Genomic DNA, 19,554 nt, shown 5'->3' with positions numbered 1-19,554 from the left:
AACTTTAACACTATAACAACTGGATCAGCCAAGTGTTTGCGTATAGCGATCCTCATCAAAAGAAATTAATATTGCTTTACCATCTTTCTCTATAATCGGGCGTTTAATTGCGCTGGTATTTTCCATCAGATAGGCGATCGCCTTATCTTGTGTATCAATCGCAGCTTGTTCTTCTTTCGACAATTTTTTCCAGGTTAATCCTTTTCTATTCAACACCGTTTCCCAACCGAAAACTTTGCTCCAAGAGTTTAGCTTTTCGGCAGTGATTCCTTTCTTTTTGAAATCATGAAATTCGAAATCAATTTGATGAGCCTTTAACCAATCGAGTGATTTTTTTACTGTATTACAATTTGGGATTCCGTAAACGATCATTTGTGTTCTAAATTTTAAGTGAAGTTGGAATGCCGAAGATAATAAAGTGTTGTAAGTTGTACATAATAAGTTTTAGGTTTAAGAGCCAAGTCGCCCAACTTAAAACGTATAACGTATAACTTTCCAAGTAAAAAGTACAACATAAATAGTTCATCACATTTTTACCCCCATCCATCACATTTTAAAAAATTGAAGTGAGAAGAGTTAGTAACATTGTGGTATAAACTACAACACATTATGATTATTCTTTCTGGCGAAGACCCGACAATGAAAACTAAAAGCATCAATCAACTGGAATTTTGGATTTCGACAGCACTTTACGTTCTGGCACTAATTGGCATATGTACGTCTACGAGTTATGGCACCGCAAACGCTTATCGTTTTATCGAAAATCATTTAGAATACAGCAGATTAACTAATTTCTTTCTGCCAGAAATTTTTAAAATAAGCATTCTTTATATCAGCTTCTTACTGATTAACTTTTGCTTTATGCCACAGCTAGCGAGAAAGAACAATGTAGTTTTAAATATCATTCTTACTGTAATGGTCACCGGAGTTTCCGTAATCATTTGGATGGTTGCAAATACCTATTCTCAAGCCGATCGATTGATTGAAGAGGCCGATATTAATCATGCTTACGCTATTTTATTTGGAGAAGCTTTCACCTATATTTTTTTACTCTATTTACTGTTCAACATTTATGCTTATTTCAACGAGAGAGGAATATCATTATTGGAGAAGATTCCATTTTTGAAACGTTTCAAGACAGATATTCTGCTGGAAATTTTCACATCGGCTAAGATATGGCTAATTACGCTAATGGTGTTTGCGGTTGTTTTTTCTCCAACACGCGATTATGAATTTGTGGTGATCTGGCTAATTGCTCCGCCTGTAAATATCTTATTGGCCTTCTATTCAATTTATGAGATCATTCCAGGCCTCCGGAAAAAGGGAAAAAGATTTGGCCGATATTTTTGGGGGAATGTTGTTCTTTCCATACTAATCGTTTTATTACTCTTGATCATGCTTGCAGCCTTCATGAGAAATGGCGATGCATTACCTATAGCACTAATTTTTACTTCTATTAGTCTTGTCTGCATTACTACGCCATTGGCATGGTACATTTATAAACATAAATTTGAGAAACAAACGGAAATCCAAATGCTCAAAACTGAGCTAGGAAAATCGGATGCAAGTTTAAATTTTCTTAAATCACAGATTAACCCACACTTTCTATTTAATGCATTAAATACGCTATTCGGTACGGCACTTCAAGAAAATGCAGAAAGAACGGGTGAAGGCATTCAAAAACTGGGCGACATGATGCGGTTTATGTTGCATGAAAATACACAAGATAAAATTTCATTGACCAGGGAAGTTGAATACCTGAACAACTACATCGACTTGCAAAAACTCAGAACATCGCGTTCTGGCGATATAAGAATTGAAGCGCATATTGAAGAACAACTGAATAGTTTGCAGATTACACCGATGTTATTAATTCCATTTATCGAGAATGCTTTTAAACACGGCATTAGTTTACAGCAACCATCATACATCAAAATGACTTTGCAAACAAAAGAGAGAACGTTATTTTTCGATGTGAGCAACAGCATTTACATTAAGGCAGACAACGATCCGGAAAAATTGAAAAGTGGCATCGGTTTAGAAAACGTAAAGCAGCGATTGGCTTTGCTGTATCCAGAAAAACACGAATTAATTATCCGCGAAAGTGCAAATGAGTTCTTTGTGCATTTAACTTTGCACTTGGATTGATCCTTCGACTACGCTCAAGATGATTTAAAGGTTAAATCGAGAATATGTTTTGATTTGTTTTTTCGTACGGAGGTCACCCTGAGCGTAGTCGAAGCGCCTTTTCTTTAATCAACAAACAGAAACTATAGCAATTATTATTTCAATAAAGGTTTGTATCTTCATTACCAAACAACTCTAAAAGTGGAGCAATACACCGTATATATTTTAGCTTGTTCTGACAAATCGTATTACACTGGCGTTACCAATGATGTCGATAGAAGACTCTATGAACACCAAAATGCAATCAATCCTGAAAGTTACACTGCTAAAAGAAGACCACTAATTTTAGTATTTTGCGAACATTTTAAGGATATAAACGACCCAATAGCTTTTGAAAAACAAATAAAAGGCTGGTCAAGAAAAAAGAAGGAAACGCTCATTAGTTCAAATTGGGAACAATTAAAAGAATTATCCCATTGCACAAATATGAGCAGCCATAAAAACTACCAAAAACATTAGGCTTCGACTAAGCTCCGCCTGACAAACGCAAAAACTATGATTGCCATTGCTATAGATGATGAACCCATTGCACTTGAGATTATAAGCTCCCATGCATCAAAAGTTCCTTTTGTAGACTTACAGCAAACTTTTACTGATGCTTTTGAGGCAATTGGATATCTCCAAAAAAACAAAGTCGATTTAATTTTTCTGGATATTAAAATGCCCGACATCAGCGGGATAGATTTTTTGAAGAGTTTGAGCAATCCGCCGATGGTTATTTTTACAACCGCCTACACGGAACATGCGATCCAGAGTTTTGAACTTGATGCTGTTGATTATTTGTTAAAACCTTTTTCTCTTTCGAGGTTTTTAAAGGCCTGCAACAAGGCACATGAATTATATAATCTGCGTGGACAGAAACAGGGAGCAAAAAATGAATATATTTTTGTGAAGGATGGTTATGAACAAATTAAAGTTGAACTAGATGAAATCCTGTATGTGGAAGCTTCAGGAAATTACACCCAGATTCAATTAAAAGACAAGCTTTTGAGCTCAAGGATTACCATTAATGATTTGGCAGAGCTACTTCCAAAAACTGATTTCATTCGTTGCCATCGGGCATTCATTGTAGCTAAAAACAAAATATCCAAATTTGACCGCAGCCAAATTTGGATAGGAGAAAAAATCATCCCGATTGGGGCAACTTACTCCGGTATTCAACTGCTGTAGTTAAGGTTCAACTGTTACCCTAATCCCTGCAGAATGCGTAGTAAATTCTGGTGCATACATGCTTTGCAACGTCGTAATTCCGTTAGAAAAGTTGCCGGCATGCGTAACCCTGAGTGGGTATTCAAAAACATAAGTTCCTTTGCGTAAATAACTGATAAAGAAATTGGTTGAAGCATCTTTCGTACTTTCATAATAACCTAAACCATCCTGATATTTGAATTGAGAAATCACATTAACCGGCTCAAAACCAGATGATCGCATATCTTTTAGATGAACATATTCCATATCTCTATCACAAAAAATTTCAATCCTCACTTTTAATAAATCGCCTGGAGCTAATTTATTTGAATTTGTTAGTGGGGTAAGCAAATTTCCTTTATCGGTTTGTTTTTGGAGGAATAATTGTTTATTTATTTTCACCCCCGTTGCAGCGGATGTGATTTTATCCAACTGCTCGAAATATTGCCAATAATATGCACCCCAGGCCATACTTTTATTGTTGTTTGTAATTTCTACCTTAGCCATTTCGGGTTTAACATTTTGCCCGGCAATGGTTATTTTTTGATAGCCTGTTCCTGCTTCTCTTTCGGAGTCTGCAATGCCCATTTCGGGGAATGATTTACCGCCGATCACAATCTCCGGTGCTGCTGATTCATTTAATAAATCGTATCCCCGCATCAGTAAAGCATAACTTGCAGCAGCCGTTGCTTTTGTAGTTTTCCAGTCATTGGTCTGCTTATTTTTTAGCAACCAAATTTTCATTTCTTCCACGGAGTGCGTATCTTTTGCCACCTCGTCGAAGGCTTCTATTAACAAAGCTTGCGTTTCAATGGCACTTTGATACCAAAAATATCCGTTGCTATTATCTGCCCAATACATACCCAGTTCATCATGATGCTGTGCCGTTTGTTTGAGTAGTCCTATCACTTTTAGTGCCTCAGCTTCACGCCCATTTCTATAGAGAACTATGGCTGCCTGTGCTTGCTGATAGGGATCTAAATATTTCCATTTCGAAGTAAGTATTTTTAAGAAATAGTTAACTGATCTAATATAACTAGGATCATCATTTTTCTGCTTTGCATAACTGCGGGCATATAAATAGTGCAGGGTTAAATAATTAAATCCTTGTCTTTTAAGCTTAAGATCTAAAGTATAATCTTCAATCAATTTAGCATCCAAATAGCCGATAACTTTCGAAAGCATCTGATTCAATTTTGGAAAAGCTTTTTCATCGATTAATTTAAGGTGTTTCAGTTGCCCCATACCCATTGCAATGTGTTGGGTGATGTATCGATCTTCCTGCATTCCTGTAAACCATGGAAATGCACCATTGCTAAACTGCATGCTCTCCAATTTCTCGAAATTCGCTTTAAGCTCATAAGTCATCCTGTTCAAATCAAACAAAGTAGCTAAGCGTTTCTTCCGCTCGGTTTCATTACTAGCTTGTCGCACCCATGGCGTTTCTTCCAATAAAATTGATTTTAAAGCTGGGTTTTTCTCCAAATTGAATACTAAAGCTTCGCCATTGTTGATTTGTTGCCAGGATTGGAAAACCGTCTTTATTTTGGGCGATGAATTGATGATGCCTGTTGCAAAACTGTTGGCGTAAAACCTGCTGAATGTTTGCTCGGCACATTCATAAGGATATTCCATTAGATATGGTAGAGCCTGCACCGCATACCAGATCGGATTTGAAGTAAACTCAAAAGTTAAGGCTTGGTTTCTTAATGTTTTCGAATCTCCCGCATGCAGTAATTTATCCATAGTGAAGGTTTTTTTAACACCCCCACGAACGTTTATCTGCATACTTTCAGTTACCAACATAGAATTTGGTAAAACCGGGATGGTCATTTCTTCTCCATCAGCATAATTTTCTGATTGAGCGGTAAGTTTATAAGTAATCGCTCCAATGCCTGGAGGAATGATCAGTGACCATTTTAATGCCTGGTTCCCGTTATTTTTCAATTGAAATTTTTGCTGAACCGCATCCTTATTGCTTACAATCGAGATCTTTTTCCCTGTAATGGCATCTGTCAAATCTAGAATGGCAAAACCACCAATCGGTTTACCAGAGAGGTTATTGAGCTTAGCGCTAAACAAAATAGTATCTCCTTCACGAAAAAAACGTGGTGTATTTGCCGAAATGGAAAGCTTTTTCTGCGTAACCAATTCTTTGGTAATGATTTTTGTTTTGAAATCTTTGGTATGCGCAAAACCCATCATTTTATACCGCGTTAACGATTGTGGAATTGTAAATTCTACTTCAATTTGCCCTGACTGATCGGTTTTCAACTGCGGATAAAAGAAAGCGGTTTCAGTAAAATTGGTACGTGGAATAACTTTAGGCTTTTTAACAGGCTTACCATTAACGATGTAGGTATCCGTCTTCGGATCGTAGCCTTCGATACTCACAAAATCGTAAACTTTATTATCATCAACAGCAATGGCCACTCTCAGCATTTCAGGGGCGGGAGCTCCAGCCCGATCATACGCCACGCTGGTTGTTCCCCGTAATTTGATCGTTGTTACAGGGCCGCTTCCGGCCAACACTTCAACCTCTTCCCTTAAACTGGATACACTACCGGTTACATTTTTCTTTTGTTGGGCTCCGTAGCCTGTAACAACAATCTCATTTAATCCTTGTCTATCCTCCATCAATTTAAAGTCGATTCTTTTAGCTGTTTTAACTATCGCTGTTGCTCGGTGATATCCAATATAACTCACAGTTAATTCATCTCCGCTTTTAGCATCAACACTATAAATGCCATAGGCATCAGTAATTACCCCTTTTTTACCAACTCTTACGGCAACTCCGGGCACGCCATAACCATACTGATCGGTTACAATACCATATACCAAACCAGATACCTTTAACGAAGCAAGTTTTTTGGTTGCCACTTCGCTGTTAGATTTTCGATTATTAGCCTCTACTCCAGCCAAATATTGCGTGTAATTATATTTTAAATTGTAGCTATTGAAATCGAAGCCGTAATAATTTATCGCTTCGTATTCTCGCTTCCTTATGTCGTAATAACCACGATATCGGTCTTTGTGCCAGATCTCATTCCCCATTTGTATCGCAGTGAGATTATAGCCCCAGCTGTAAATATTGTAGTTGTATTTAGGCGAAACGATTTTATTCCAGCTCATGGTTTTTAAATCATCCAACGATGCATCATATAAAGACACCACCATTTCAGCCATTTGTTTCTCGCCCTTTTTATCAGTGATTTTTAATTTCCATATATCCTTTTCACCTGGCTGTAGTTTATCTCTGAAACTTGTAAAATTAATATCTAACTCTTTACTTTCATCCACAATGGTGATTACATTCATAGATTGGAATATTCTACCATTTTGAATTAAGGTAAATTGAACAGCGAAGCCTTCTACAAATTGAGCTTCTGGCTTGATATTTATTACTTCCTGTTTATGGGTTAAATTAAACCAAACCTTCTTTATAACCTGGTCTTTGTAATACACTTCATAGTAAGCCCTGGCATTTGGCAAAATACTGGCAAACCTAAAAACAGCTGATTCATCAGGTGTCACAACGGTCTTCTCCGCTACAAGCCACTCTTTTGCCAGTAAAATTTTCTCGCTTGGACTTTCGTAAATTCGTACAATTTTCTCAACAATGATAGAATCCAGATTCTCATTAAGTGCTTTAAACTTCACCTTATAATATCCCGAAGGAAGTTTAACGCCCTTCATTTCTAAAGTACCAGTACCCTGTTCTACTTTTTGATGCTGGACAAAACTGGTTTTACCTGTCATCCAACTTTCAGGAGTTCCATCATTCTCATATTCATCGTAAGGAAATTGCTTAACAAATTCGGCCCTGCTCAGGTTGTATTTTTCTACTTTACCTAAGGTATTTGGATAAACCACTCTACCCGGATATTCCAGTTTGTACCACTCTACAGTTAATTTGCCATTAATTGGCGCCTTATTTAAATTGGTAATTTCGAAAGCTAGGTTATCCCTCCAGTTGGCAGTAAAGATATTTGCAGGCATATCCACGTTAAGTAAAATATCACTTTTGCCAGCATTAATAAACTGTGATTTGCTTCTTGTTTCGCCATTCACATCAGTGATATCGACATTGATTTGATAGGAATATGCATTAATGCTGGTATTCTCTGCCGCAGCAAAAAAGCGAATGTCAAAAACACCCCCGGCTTTCGTTTCAGTTGTGCCAATAGCTATTTGCTTACTCGGACTGTAACCATAAACACGATCATTGGACGAGAGGATATTTCTGGTAATAACATACTTAACTTTTGCACCAGAAACGGCATAACCCGTAAAACCAATTGCCTTTCCCTGTACAAGTATCGAATCGTTCAACTTGTATTTTTCATTCAATGGATTAAATGATACCTCGAAAGTAGGTCGCTTATACTCCTCTACCTGAACATCAACATTACCATAAGCTGTATTTATGCTCATCCTGCCGTTTAATTTACCCATTGGAATAGTAAACGAACCGTGGAAAGTGCCAAACTCATTCGTAATTTTTGAAGTTTTTTCAATCTCCTTTCTGTTGGCATCATTAAAGGTGATTTCGATAGTTGATTCTTTTAAGATCCGGTTCTTGTCATCCTCAAATTCAAAATAAATTCCTTTATAATAAACGGTTTGTCCTGGCCGGTAAATTGGCCGATCGGTAAATAAAACCACTTTCGACTTAGCAGACATATATTTATAAAAACGCTGGTTAATATCCATTATAACCGTATCATTGCCATAGATGGTTTCAATACGGTTTACCGATGCATTTAGCGAACTCTCTGCAAATCCATTTTTATCTGTGTTTAAAGTTCCCCTGGGTTTATATACATATTTTCCATCCTCATATTCATTATTTTCCTCATTTATAATTGCATTTATTATAGCCTCTCCCGTGGAGCTATTGGAAACAAAATATTGATGATTAAGGATTTCTGTGATTCGATTGGTTACAGCCAGATCGGTAACTTGAAAGGTTAGGTAGTTAAAAACCGCATTATTGCCGGTAGTATTGGCGATGATAACATATTGGCCTTTCTCCAAACCATCCAATTTGTCTATTAAAGTGTGCTCCTGATAATCATCAGTTTCAGGCAAGCTTACCATCCATTCTTTTTGGATTTTATTTGTAGCGATGAATTTCTCATAATCTTCCAGATTGCCAAGGTGAAAACGGTTGGTAATTCTGCTTACCTTAAAAAGCTGTAATGAAATTGCATTCGTATTTTTATACCTAAAACGTATCTGTGCTGGTTTTTTTGGGACTAGAAATTGACTCATCTTAATTTCCAGCATTTTACTTTTTATATCAGCAGTTAACTTTTCGAAGTTTTTGGCACCAGTACTTTTCGGGTAGGCTTTAATAGCCAGGTTGCCCATCGCTAGCAACTCCTTTAAATCTATATCCTGTTTTGGAATTTGAAGATTTCGCATCTCGTATTTTTTCGATGCAAGTTCAAAAAGTACATCGGCATACAGTTCTGATGATTTGGAGAAATTGGCAAGTTTTTGGATCGCTGCATCATAAAGCGCCATTTTATCTTCGCGGGTGCTTCTGGAATAAACGTAATTTAACCGTTTCAGATCCACATCAACTAAAGCACCGATATTATTACTTTCTTGATGGCTGCGGATAAGTTTTTGGAAAATGGCTAATGCCATTGATGCGAATGAAGTCGAATCGTTAGTTGGAAGCTCAATTTTTAAAAATGCCTTATCATCGTCAAACCATTTCACATCATTAAAATCGATTGCATCATCATTTTTGGTAATTTCTATTTGTGCATTTACCAAAACATCTATAGCTCTATGTGCCAGCAAATCATAAAGTGTAGGCCTTAAAAACCTATTTTGTTCATTGCCAATCATCATTTCGCTCAGACTATCAATTTTTGTGTTTTGCAAAATTTTACTTTCTGCAATTGATGCTAAATAATTTTTAGCAGTTTCCTCTAAAAATTTACTGGCTGGCCAGGTTTTTATATCATCACTCAGTTTTAATTCGACATTGGTGCGATTAAGCAGCTGGAATCGATTCTGATCGTAATATTTCCAATAACTTTCGGCTAGTAATGATTGTAAAATACTTTTGGCGGGCTGGTGGGCAGTAAGAACATCCTGTTGTAGCTCTTTATTTATTTTTCCAAACGCATTTTCTTCCAGGTAACCCTGAAATAACATTCGATACATGGTTGCCTTAATGATGACAGCTGTTTCTTGATCTTTTCGGGCTTTTTCGATTAACTTATTTAAGATTGGGATGGCTTCCTTCGGCTTTGTTGCGAGAGCGAGAGAATCTATAGTTTTAAAAGCTGACTGATAATAAGTTTGCTTCTTTTGGGAAAAAACGGATTCGGAATAAAAGCAAAAAGAAATGATTAGCAATAAGATTGGTAGCGTTTTTTTCATAACCGGGGATTTAGACCTTAGATGGAATATTAAAATGGATTCCATAAATTATTTAAACATATATCTGATGAGTTACTAAACTAAACAATTTTGCACTTCCCACTTGACCAAGTTTCGCCGAAAAGCGTAAAGAGAATTTTGAACAAGCACTTGAAAATATTTAAGCGAAACTTTGGCAGTTTGCTTTCGAAGGCTTAAATAGTAGCAAAGCATTAAGCATTTTAAACCTGATCGTAGTGAACACGAAACCCGATTTTTCTATCGGGTGAGTAAAACGGAGAGCGGGACGAACATTTAATTGAAATACTGGTTTTGCTTTCCAAATCAATCAAAATATTTCTTTCTCTGCTTTAAAATGATTTCACGTAGCTCCTTAACGAAAAATCTAGGTTTAAAATCAACTTGCCTTAAATTAAAGTTACAACATTTAAACATTAAGCGCTTTCAACATTAAACGCTTAGCATTATATTTGCCACATGTCTACACAACTAAAAAATCTTTCTGATTTCTCTCATACCACTGTTCCGAATGGAGCGAACTATAAATTTGGAATCATCGTTGCAGAGTGGAATGCCGAAATTACTGGCGCTTTGTACAATGGTGCATTAAAAACTTTGTTGGATAACGGCGTAGCCGAAGAAAACATTGTTTCGTTACCAGTGCCTGGGAGTTTTGAATTAACTGGCGGAGCGGAAATTCTGCTAAGCAAAAGAAGCGATATTGATGCCGTAATTTGCTTGGGTTGTGTTATTCAAGGGGATACAAAACATTTCGATTTTATTTGCGATGCTGTTGCACAGGGCGTGACTAATGTGGGCATTAAATATAGCAAACCTGTTATTTTTGGTGTTTTAACTACCAATAATTTGGAGCAGGCACAAGATCGTGCTGGAGGGAAACATGGTAATAAAGGCGATGAAGCGGCCATTACTGCAATTAAAATGGCCGACTTTTCTGCCAATATTTAAAATTGTGTTTTAATAAACTATTTGTACCTTAGCGCTTTAATCTCCCTATCTAATGAAAAAAGTTGCCATCTTATTATTGGCGGTGTTTTGCACCATTACCATTTTAGAGTCATGCTCTTCAAAACTTTGTCCTGCTTACAGCTCTTACCCTGAAGGTAAACGCAGAAGAAACTAAGATTAAAACATCAAAATTTCATTTTACAGTCATCTGCAGAACTTTATTTAGCTGCCTGTGTTTACGTATAAAACAATATTATTATGACTTGGGTTAACTTAACTTCGATAGATCAGCTTAATGAAATAAAATCAGCAAGCGGATACAGCCTTATTTTTAAGCACAGTACACGGTGCTCAATTAGTTCGATGGCCAAAAGAAATTTTGAATTTAGCTGGGATGTTATCCCGGAGGATACCAAACTTTATTTTCTGGATTTAATCGCCTACCGGGAAATTTCTGCTGAGGTTGCCCATCTTTTTCAGGTTACACACCAGTCGCCACAAATTTTATTAATTAAAGATGGAGATTGTGTTTTGGAAGCCTCACACAGTGATATCTCTGCAGAAGAAGTAGCTGAGGTAATTGTTGCAGCATAATCAAAAAATATTTAGCAAAAAGGGGCGCAACTTTAAAATTTGCGCCCCTTTTTTATTGTTTCCTATCTTAAAAATGTGTTATTTCCAATTTAGAAAGGATAACAAATTTTAGCTAGCTTTTTCTATTTCTAAAACTCTTGATGTTCTCGCTCTGGTTTCTTTGCAAAGTTGAGGATTGTTAGCCAGCTCTTTACCGAAAGTAGGGATCATTTCTTTCATTTTAGCCTGCCATTCATCAGTTGCCAAATCGTCTTTGAAACAACGACTCAGTAATTCGATCATAATTGATACCGCCGTTGATGCTCCTGGAGAAGCGCCCAGTAATGCCGCTATAGAACCATCGCCAGCACTTACTACTTCAGTACCAAATTCTAAAATACCCCCTTGTTTTTCATCCTTTTTGATTACCTGAACACGTTGGCCAGCATATTCCAGTTCCCAATCTTTCAATTGGGCTGTTGGTAAATATTCTTTTAAAGCTTCTAATCTATCTTCAGGAGATTGCCTTACCTGTTCAATTAAATATTTAGTTAAATCGAGATTGTGCAAACCTGCAGATAACATCGGGCGGATGTTATTGAATTTGATCGATTTTGGTAAATCTAAAAACGATCCATTTTTTAAAAATTTGGTAGAAAAACCAGCGTAAGGACCGAACAACAAGGCCTGTTTACCATTAATCATCCTGGTATCTAAATGCGGTACCGACATTGGTGGAGCGCCAACTGCGGCTTTACCATATACTTTAGCATGATGTTGTTTAATGATCTTTTCGTTAGTACATTTTAACCATTGGCCACTTACCGGGAAACCACCAAACCCCTTTCCTTCCGGGATATCAGATTTTTCGAGCAATGGCAATGAACCGCCACCAGCACCAATGAAAACAAATTTAGCAACGCGTTTGCGTTTCTCTTTTGTTTCTAAATCCTTAACTTTTATAACCCAGTTACCTTCTTTGTTCTTCTGCAAATCACGAATCTCATGATTGAAATAAAGACTCACATTGGATTGCTCTTTAAGATGATTAAACATGTCGCGGGTTAGTGAGCCGAAATTAACGTCGGTACCTAAATCCATTTTTGTGGCGGCAATTTTATCACTCTTTTTACGGCCATCCATAATTAATGGTGCCCAATTTTTCACCACTTCCGGATCTTCGGTATATTCCATGTCGCTAAACAAATCACATTGCTGCAAAGCGTCGTAGCGTTTCTTTAAATAATCTACATTCTTTTTGCCCCATACAAAACTCATGTGTGGAATTTTCCGGATAAAATTCTCGGGGTTGGAGATTAATCCTTTTTCGATAAGATAAGACCAGAATTGTTTTGAAACCTCAAAATGTTCGGCAATTTGAACCGCCTTTTTAGTTTCAACCGTTCCATCTTTTTTTTCAGGCGTATAATTTAGTTCGCAAAAGGCAGAATGTCCGGTACCGGCATTATTCCAGGCATCCGAGCTCTCTGCTGCTGCAATATCCAATCTTTCATATATTTCAATACTTAAATTGGGTTCTAATTCTTTTAATAAAACACCAAGTGTTGCGCTCATAATTCCAGCGCCAATTAAAATCACATCTGCGTCAGTTTTACCAACTGTCTTTATCTTTTTTGTCATCTTATTTTAAAGGAGTTACAAATTTAGGATCATTTTAAACATGAAACGAATTTTCGCATATGAAAACTAAAAAATTGCTAAAAAATGTATTTTTATTTGAAACCGGTAGCATTAATTAGCATAATTAAATTGAAACGTAAATTTTTATAGCTAAATTATTAAATCTTCATTAGGATTATATTAGAAATCATAACCCGATAAACAATTGATTTGTTTTTGCCCATCAAACAATGGGTTCTGCATCTATCACACACGAATAATAAAATAAATGCAGCAGAAATTTAGATATTGTAGGCGAATAGTCATCCGAAAAAAACATCCCACTTCAAAAGTATATTTTTATTTAGTTGAAGCGTTTGCTTCTTTTAACGGAGTGTTTAAGATGAAAAATTTAATTCTACTGATTTGCATCATTGTATTTACCGGCTGTTCCGGAGAAAAAACCGACGAGGTTTTACTTCAATTGGATAAAGAAAAGCTTAAGGAAAATATCAATTACGACAAGATCGTGTTTTACAAGTTTGCCAAAATAGCGGTACGTTCAAATGCCGTACTCGATACCAATATGGTGGAATACCAAAAGTTTTCATCACAAACCCGAAACATTTTAAAAACGATGGATCAGCTCGATACCAATAAAAAAAGTATCTCTGTGATGGAGGCGCTGCGACTTTATAATGATTATCGTAAAGTAAAAAAACTGGTCAAAAATACCGACGAAGATGTATTTCCTAGCCTAGTACAAGGTTTTAACATAATGTATGGAGCACCAAAAGTTGACATGAATACTGTTGATCCCAAAGAGAAAACACGCGTTCAGAATATCGAACACGCGATTCTAAGCATGGCGGTTTTAACCACAAGAGACTTAGGTCAGCCGTTTGCCTTGTATGAATGTTCAAAAACACAACCAGAGCTTTTGGACGATTCGGAGATTAAAACGCTTTTAGAGTTTGTTCGAGGCTTCCTTTTCTTTGGCAACAACCTTTATTACTTATCCGAAGATGGTTTATCTCGCAATATTAAATGGCTTGATAAAAATGAAACTATTCCCATGCCATATACTAAAGCTTTTTTTGGCTGGAGAAATTTGAGCGATGCACAAGCACATACCGCTTTCCATGGAATGAACTACCTTTTTAGAGGGTTTGATAGAATGCGAATGGAAAGAAAAGTTGATGAAGAAAGATCTTTGGAGGATTTTGACTCTTTCGTTAAGGATATGAACAAACTTGGCTTAGAAACTGAATTAGTTTGGTTGGTGGATGCCTATCTGAATTTGAAAAGAGAAAAGCCGGAGAAGGCAATTCCGGCTTTAGAAAAATTAAAAACGAGTCCTTTATTTTCTGACAGTGAACGTGAGGCCATCCAAAAAACCATCGATTATGTTAAAGATCGTGAGCCGGATGCTGCTTTGAAAGGCGTTTATGACAAAGCATTTATGGCCAGGCTGGCTTCAAAGTATATGATTTCAGTATTAGCGAAAATTAATTGGGAGAAAGTGATGAGAGAAAACAATGTTCCACACACAAAAGAAATCTTTGCAAACATCAATAAATTCAAAGAAATGTCTAATGCGGTAAGCCAATATACTCAACCCTCTACTATTGAAAACGGCAAAAAGGAAATCACTAAAAAGGGCAGCGAGTTATTGGATAAGGCAAAGTCCGTATGGTAAAACAATTTTTAAAAGGACGTTTTCAAGTGCTGAATTCTAAAAATTTAATTATCAACAGCTAAACCTTTCCTGAATTGCTCGCTTTGCAACCAAACATTACAACAGAACAACATTTCGATATTACAACATTTCAATCCTAATCCTTAACTTTGCGATATGATTGATTTACCGGTAGTACCTGCTGTAACTGAAGTTAAACGTAAACCCGATTGGTTGCGTGTAAAATTGCCTGTTGGAAAAGAATATGCACAAGTTCGCAGTTTGGTAGATACACATAAGTTGCACACCATTTGCGAAAGCGGAAATTGTCCTAATATGGGTGAGTGTTGGGGAGCTGGCACAGCAACTTTCATGATTTTAGGTAACATTTGTACCCGAAGCTGCTCGTTTTGCGCAGTTGCAACCGGCCGTCCTTTAGCGGTTGATGTTGATGAACCTAACCGTGTAGCCAATTCTGTAAAACTAATGGGCGTAAAACATTGCGTTATCACATCAGTAGATCGCGATGATTTAAAAGATGGTGGCTCAATTATCTGGGCAGAAACATTACAGGCCATCCGTGAGGAAAGCCCGATTACAACGCTAGAAACATTAATTCCTGATTTTAAAGGTCAGTGGGATAATTTATACCGGGTATTGGAAGAACGCCCTGAAGTGGTGTCGCACAATATGGAAACTGTAAAGCGCTTAACGCGACAAGTGCGTATTCAAGCGAAATATGATAGAAGTTTAGAAGCACTGAAACGAATTTCAGAATTCGGTTTAAGAACAAAAACAGGCATCATGCTTGGGCTAGGTGAAACTGAGGAAGACATCTTTGAGGCCATGGATGATTTAGTTGCTAATGGTGTTCATATTTTAACACTAGGTCAATATTTGCAACCAACCCGCAACCATCACCCGGTTGTTGATTGGATTCACCCTGATACTTTTGCCATGTATAAAGAAGTTGGTTTATCTAAAGGTTTAAAGTATGTAGAAAGCGGCCCGTTGGTACGTTCATCATATCATGCTGAAAAACATCTTTTCCCAATTGAAGGAATTGCTTAGTATCCAGTTTTTGCCAGGCTCAAAAATGTTTCCAAAATAGCATTCCTTGCGGGAATTGATTATAAAAACATTTTTTTGGTTTTGCTGTTGTGTATTGTATCTTAGTAACCAATAGTGACTGCATATAAAAAATTAACCCTAACCGAGCCTGAACTTGTTCTCGCCCTGCATTCGAAAGATCCTGCGGTGTTGAAGACCTTGTATAGCATGTATTCCTCTGCACTTTACGGTGTTATTTCACGCATTATTACCCATACTGAGTTAGCGGAAGATGTTTTACAAGAAACTTTTGTGAAGATATGGCAATCTGCAGCACACTACGACAATACCAAAGGACGTTTGTTTACCTGGATGATGAATATCGCCAGAAATTTATCTATTGATAAACTCCGTTCTAAAGACTTTAAGAATTCACTTAAAAACCAAGATATAGAAAATAACGTAAGTTTCGTTGATGAGCAAAACAAGGTGACTTTTAACCCGGACATACTTGGAGTAAAGCAACTTGTAGAGAACCTGAAACCAGACTTACAAGCAGTTCTCAATTTAGTTTATTATAAAGGCTACACGCATGTGGAAGCCGCAGAAAAGTTAAATTTGCCATTAGGTACGGTGAAAACCCGTATTCGCCTGGCTATTATTGAATTGAGAAGGAGTTTTAATTGAACGTGGAAAATTTAAAAGCATATATCGAATCTGGAGTACTTGAATTGTACGTTTTAGGTGATTTATCGCCTGAGGAAGCGTTACAGGTAGAGGAAATGGCAGCTCAATATCCTGAGGTTAAAAGTGAGTTAACCGCCATTGAGATTGCCATGGAAAGTTATGCTATGGAAAATGCTGTAGCGCCATCTGCAGATATAGAAACCAAACTATTTGAAAAATTAGGATTAGGAAAAAATGAAGGAGTAGAGGCAATGTCTACAATCCCAGCCTACACTGAAGAAGCCAAAGTAGTTAAATTGGATAACAGTGATAGTAAAGTTAGAACATTACGTTTTGCATTGGTTGCTTGTGTTGCGTTATTGATTATTAGCACTGGAGCACTTTTCATCACCTATAATAAATTAAATGCTGCTCACGATCAAATAGCCAGCTTAAATCTCGATAAAGAAAAATTTGCCGGGGTAGTGAGTAAGCTTGAGTTTGAGAACAAAGGTTTGGATAATATGGTGGCCATGAACGACAGTAAAGAATGGGCAATCATTCGAATGTCTGGACAGGCTTTTAGTCCTAAATCTAAAATGAATGTTTATTGGAACAAAAAGGATAAAAGTGTATTGATAAACTATGTTGCTATGGATTTACCAAAAGCCGACGCTGAACACGAATATCAGCTTTGGGCATTAGTAAATGGCAAGCCAGTTAGCTTAGGCGTATTTGGAAAAACAGATTCTACTTCAACAGAAGCCTTAAAGAAAATGCAGGCCATACAAGAAGCTCAAGCCTTTGCTGTAACACTTGAACCAATGGGCGGAAGCGTTAACCCAACTATGGAAAAACTAGCCGTAATGGGTGGAGTATAAGTAAATCTGGTTACAAAATATATAAATCCCGGCAATCAAAAATTGTCGGGATTTTTTTTATTACTTACGATTTTTGAGCATACTTTACTTCTTCGTAAGGCTGTACCAAAACCCAACCTTCACCAAAAAATTCTAGCTGAAACGATTCTCCACTTCCCCTCCCGATAAAAGAACCAAAAGTTAAATTCGTTTTAATATTAGGTGATAAATTTTCTGACCAAGCTACCGTTGCATTCGGATCGGTGTATACAGGTTGATTAGCACTTACACGCAACAAAATTGGTTCGCCATGTGTGGTAATTGCAATATAACCACTTCCAGATAATTTGACCTGGAAAAGGCCTCCACTCATCATCCCTGCCACACTTTTCAGCATTTTAATCTCATTTTTGATGGTATCTTCCAAGGCTAAAACATCGTTGCCATTCACAAAAATCGACTCGTTTTGAAGTTTAATGATCTTCACTTTTTTGCCCTCATCAGCCAAATAAAGTTTGCCTGTACCGGCTGCATGCATCAATGATGTACCTTCTCCAGAAATGGCTTTCTTTAATAATCCACCAAGCCCTTTACTTAACAAACCTTCGCGTTTAAAATCTACATTCCCAATATAGGCCACCATGGAGCCTGCCTTGGCCATAATTTTTTGATTTTTTAAGTTTACCTCCAGCATTGCTGGCTTTTCCAATTCGAAAAAATCATTTTCATTTGGGTTCTCTGCTGATTCTTGTATAAGTTCATTAAGGGTGTATTCTCTTTTTTCCATTGGTGATTAGATTTATTTATTTTGATCATTCGGTTATTTTTAGAATTAGTCAATTCTTAAGCCAAAGGATGATAATTATAACAGCAGCGATTTTATTTCTTTAGGCACTTGCATGGCCACCTGCGAGGCGGTAACTACAATCCTTGAATGAGCTAAACTGCTTCCCGCCAAACCGTGAACGTAGCAGGCCAAAACTGCGGCATCGGCAGATGTGTATTTTTGAGAAATAAAAGCTACAGTAATCCCTGTTAAAATATCGCCCATACCACCTTGTGCCATAGCAGAATCGCCGGTTGGATTAATATAAATTTTGCCATCGGGAAGGCAAATAAATGTAAACTGATTTTTGAGTACGATGATTATCTTACCTTTTTGCGCTCTATTTTTAGCTGCTTCTATACGTTCCCACCAAGTTTCGTGATCTCCAAATAGCCGATCGAACTCTTTCATATGAGGAGTCAAAATACTATTTTCAGGCAGCTTTTCTATCAAATCAGGCCTTTCACCTAAAATATTCAAGGCATCAGCATCTATAACTAAAGGCTGATTACTGGCCATTAAACTTTCCAGCAGCCGTTCGTTTTCTGTAGAAATACCTAAGCCTGGTCCAATTGCAATGGCCTGGTATTTAGCCGGGTTTTCAATTCGTGTATATTCATCTCTTGGCAAAGCCATTACTTCTGGCAATACCGTATTAAGGGCTATCAATCCGCTTTGCGGAATACATGCAGTAGTTAAACCCGCTCCGGCATACAAACAAGCCATTGATGAAAGTATGGCTGCACCCATTGTGTTAACATTCCCGGCAATAATTAGCGCATGTCCGTAAGTGCCTTTATGACTGAATGATTTCCTTGGCTTAACAATTGCCCGGATATCTTTCTCTTCCAACAAATGTAAATCAGAATCTTGGCCCTGAATAAAACCCTCATCCAACCCAATATCAACAACCTCATATTTTTCTGTAGCTAAAGCCGATTCTGGGAAAAAGAAATTGATTTTTGGCCGCTGAAAACAAATGGTTTTATAAGCCTTGATCCCCCGGTAATCGGCTGAAATTTTCCCCTCTGCCGGAAAGCCTGTAGGAACATCAACAGCATAGATTTTTTTATTAAGTTTATTAATACTCTTAGCCAGTTCGGCATATTCTCCCTCCAAAGGTTTGTTTAAGCCAGAACCTAAAATGGCATCAACGATAATATCAGCTTTCACATTTCCTAGACCGCCCGCAGTGTTGATGATTGTTTTCCTACATTTCGATTCATCTAAACGCTGTAGGTTGATTGCATAATCATGGCTTTGCTTACTGCTAAAGTTAACAATATAAACACGCACATTTTCGCAGCCGTTGTTGCAAAGCAAATGGGCTATCGCCAGTCCATCACCTCCATTATTACCCTTACCACAAAATACGGCGATACTTTTATTGGCATCAAACTCGTCCCTTAAAAAGGTTTGAACGAAAGCACGAGCAGCTTTCTCCATTAAATCAATCGATGCTATTGGCAACTTGGCAATGGTGAATTCATCAGCCTTGCGCATTTGGGCAGAAGTAAGCAGTGTTTGCATATGAC

Annotated in this window: 14 protein-coding genes; 9 read left to right on the top strand and 5 right to left on the bottom strand. The window is 37.2% G+C overall.

All coding sequences use genetic code 11. From position 1 onward, the window contains the following. Window positions 1–24 precede the first annotated feature (24 nt). Window positions 25–372, bottom strand: coding sequence for a Spx/MgsR family RNA polymerase-binding regulatory protein (locus tag AC3ITD_RS23370; protein ID WP_265799994.1), 348 nt, complete (start codon window positions 370–372; stop codon window positions 25–27). A 237-nt stretch (window positions 373–609) separates the two neighbouring features. Here AC3ITD_RS23370 and AC3ITD_RS23365 point away from each other — a divergent pair, with 237 nt between their 5' ends. From AC3ITD_RS23365 to AC3ITD_RS23355, 3 genes are all read left to right on the top strand, one after another. Continuing rightward, on the top strand, window positions 610–2,148 hold the full coding sequence (locus AC3ITD_RS23365; protein ID WP_265799996.1) for a sensor histidine kinase: 1,539 nt from the start codon (window positions 610–612) through the stop codon (window positions 2,146–2,148). Between the two features lie 180 nt (window positions 2,149–2,328). Beyond that, window positions 2,329–2,646 carry a GIY-YIG nuclease family protein gene (locus AC3ITD_RS23360; protein WP_489362994.1) on the top strand — a complete coding sequence of 106 codons (318 nt, stop codon included), beginning with the start codon at window positions 2,329–2,331 and terminating at the stop codon, window positions 2,644–2,646. 36 nt (window positions 2,647–2,682) lie between these two features. Then, entirely contained in the window at window positions 2,683–3,357 is a 675-nt protein-coding gene (locus AC3ITD_RS23355; protein WP_489362993.1) for a LytR/AlgR family response regulator transcription factor, read from the top strand. On the opposite strand, the gene AC3ITD_RS23350 is transcribed toward AC3ITD_RS23355, so the two are convergent. After that, complete coding sequence (locus AC3ITD_RS23350; RefSeq protein ID WP_489362992.1) at window positions 3,358–9,777, bottom strand: alpha-2-macroglobulin family protein; 6,420 nt, start codon at window positions 9,775–9,777, stop codon at window positions 3,358–3,360. Window positions 9,778–10,254: 477 nt separating this feature from the next. Here AC3ITD_RS23350 and ribH point away from each other — a divergent pair, with 477 nt between their 5' ends. Further along, a complete protein-coding gene (gene ribH / locus AC3ITD_RS23345) occupies window positions 10,255–10,746 on the top strand; it encodes a 6,7-dimethyl-8-ribityllumazine synthase (RefSeq protein ID WP_265800004.1) in 492 nt (163 codons plus the stop codon). A gap of 258 nt (window positions 10,747–11,004) precedes the next feature. Next, a complete protein-coding gene (ytxJ, locus tag AC3ITD_RS23340) occupies window positions 11,005–11,340 on the top strand; it encodes a bacillithiol system redox-active protein YtxJ (RefSeq protein WP_265800005.1) in 336 nt (111 codons plus the stop codon). 108 nt (window positions 11,341–11,448) lie between these two features. Here the strand turns inward: ytxJ and AC3ITD_RS23335 are convergent, their stop codons facing one another. Beyond that, window positions 11,449–12,960, bottom strand: coding sequence for a malate:quinone oxidoreductase (locus AC3ITD_RS23335; RefSeq protein WP_489362991.1), 1,512 nt, complete (start codon window positions 12,958–12,960; stop codon window positions 11,449–11,451). Between the two features lie 382 nt (window positions 12,961–13,342). Between AC3ITD_RS23335 and AC3ITD_RS23330 the strand changes: the two genes are divergently transcribed. The 4 genes from AC3ITD_RS23330 to AC3ITD_RS23315 all read left to right on the top strand — a co-directional run bounded on the left by AC3ITD_RS23330 (window position 13,343) and on the right by AC3ITD_RS23315 (window position 17,214). Further along, on the top strand, window positions 13,343–14,638 hold the full coding sequence (locus AC3ITD_RS23330; RefSeq protein ID WP_489362990.1) for a hypothetical protein: 1,296 nt from the start codon (window positions 13,343–13,345) through the stop codon (window positions 14,636–14,638). A gap of 156 nt (window positions 14,639–14,794) precedes the next feature. Continuing rightward, window positions 14,795–15,688: a lipoyl synthase gene (gene lipA, locus AC3ITD_RS23325; RefSeq protein WP_489362989.1), complete on the top strand. Its 894-nt coding sequence runs from the start codon at window positions 14,795–14,797 to the stop codon at window positions 15,686–15,688. Between the two features lie 114 nt (window positions 15,689–15,802). Further along, window positions 15,803–16,354, top strand: a complete 552-nt coding sequence (locus AC3ITD_RS23320; protein ID WP_489362988.1) for an RNA polymerase sigma factor — start codon at window positions 15,803–15,805, stop codon at window positions 16,352–16,354. Between the two features lie 2 nt (window positions 16,355–16,356). Next, complete coding sequence (locus AC3ITD_RS23315) at window positions 16,357–17,214, top strand: anti-sigma factor (protein WP_489362987.1); 858 nt, start codon at window positions 16,357–16,359, stop codon at window positions 17,212–17,214. Between the two features lie 64 nt (window positions 17,215–17,278). On the opposite strand, the gene AC3ITD_RS23310 is transcribed toward AC3ITD_RS23315, so the two are convergent. Both AC3ITD_RS23310 and AC3ITD_RS23305 read right to left on the bottom strand, forming a co-directional pair. Further along, window positions 17,279–17,980, bottom strand: a complete 702-nt coding sequence (locus AC3ITD_RS23310; RefSeq protein WP_463483979.1) for an AIM24 family protein — start codon at window positions 17,978–17,980, stop codon at window positions 17,279–17,281. A gap of 75 nt (window positions 17,981–18,055) precedes the next feature. Then, window positions 18,056–19,549, bottom strand: coding sequence for an NAD(P)H-hydrate dehydratase (locus tag AC3ITD_RS23305; RefSeq protein ID WP_489362986.1), 1,494 nt, complete (start codon window positions 19,547–19,549; stop codon window positions 18,056–18,058). Window positions 19,550–19,554: the final 5 nt, after the last annotated feature.

Source organism: Pedobacter sp. KH_004 (assembly GCF_057840755.1).
This window is presented reverse-complemented; position numbering and strand designations above follow the sequence as displayed.

Bases quoted from the DNA above. Each gene is read 5' to 3' on its own strand.
- AC3ITD_RS23365 (WP_265799996.1), top strand. From the start codon at position 610: ATGATTATTCTTTCTGGCGAAGACCCGACAATGAAAACTAAAAGCATC.
- AC3ITD_RS23335 (WP_489362991.1), bottom strand. From the start codon at position 12,960: ATGACAAAAAAGATAAAGACAGTTGGTAAAACTGACGCAGATGTGATT.
- AC3ITD_RS23330 (WP_489362990.1), top strand. From the start codon at position 13,343: ATGAAAAATTTAATTCTACTGATTTGCATCATTGTATTTACCGGCTGT.
- AC3ITD_RS23305 (WP_489362986.1), bottom strand. From the start codon at position 19,549: ATGCAAACACTGCTTACTTCTGCCCAAATGCGCAAGGCTGATGAATTC.
- AC3ITD_RS23350 (WP_489362992.1), bottom strand. From the start codon at position 9,777: ATGAAAAAAACGCTACCAATCTTATTGCTAATCATTTCTTTTTGCTTT.
- AC3ITD_RS23355 (WP_489362993.1), top strand. From the start codon at position 2,683: ATGATTGCCATTGCTATAGATGATGAACCCATTGCACTTGAGATTATA.
- ytxJ (WP_265800005.1), top strand. From the start codon at position 11,005: ATGACTTGGGTTAACTTAACTTCGATAGATCAGCTTAATGAAATAAAA.
- AC3ITD_RS23310 (WP_463483979.1), bottom strand. From the start codon at position 17,980: ATGGAAAAAAGAGAATACACCCTTAATGAACTTATACAAGAATCAGCA.
- AC3ITD_RS23370 (WP_265799994.1), bottom strand. From the start codon at position 372: ATGATCGTTTACGGAATCCCAAATTGTAATACAGTAAAAAAATCACTC.
- ribH (WP_265800004.1), top strand. From the start codon at position 10,255: ATGTCTACACAACTAAAAAATCTTTCTGATTTCTCTCATACCACTGTT.
- lipA (WP_489362989.1), top strand. From the start codon at position 14,795: ATGATTGATTTACCGGTAGTACCTGCTGTAACTGAAGTTAAACGTAAA.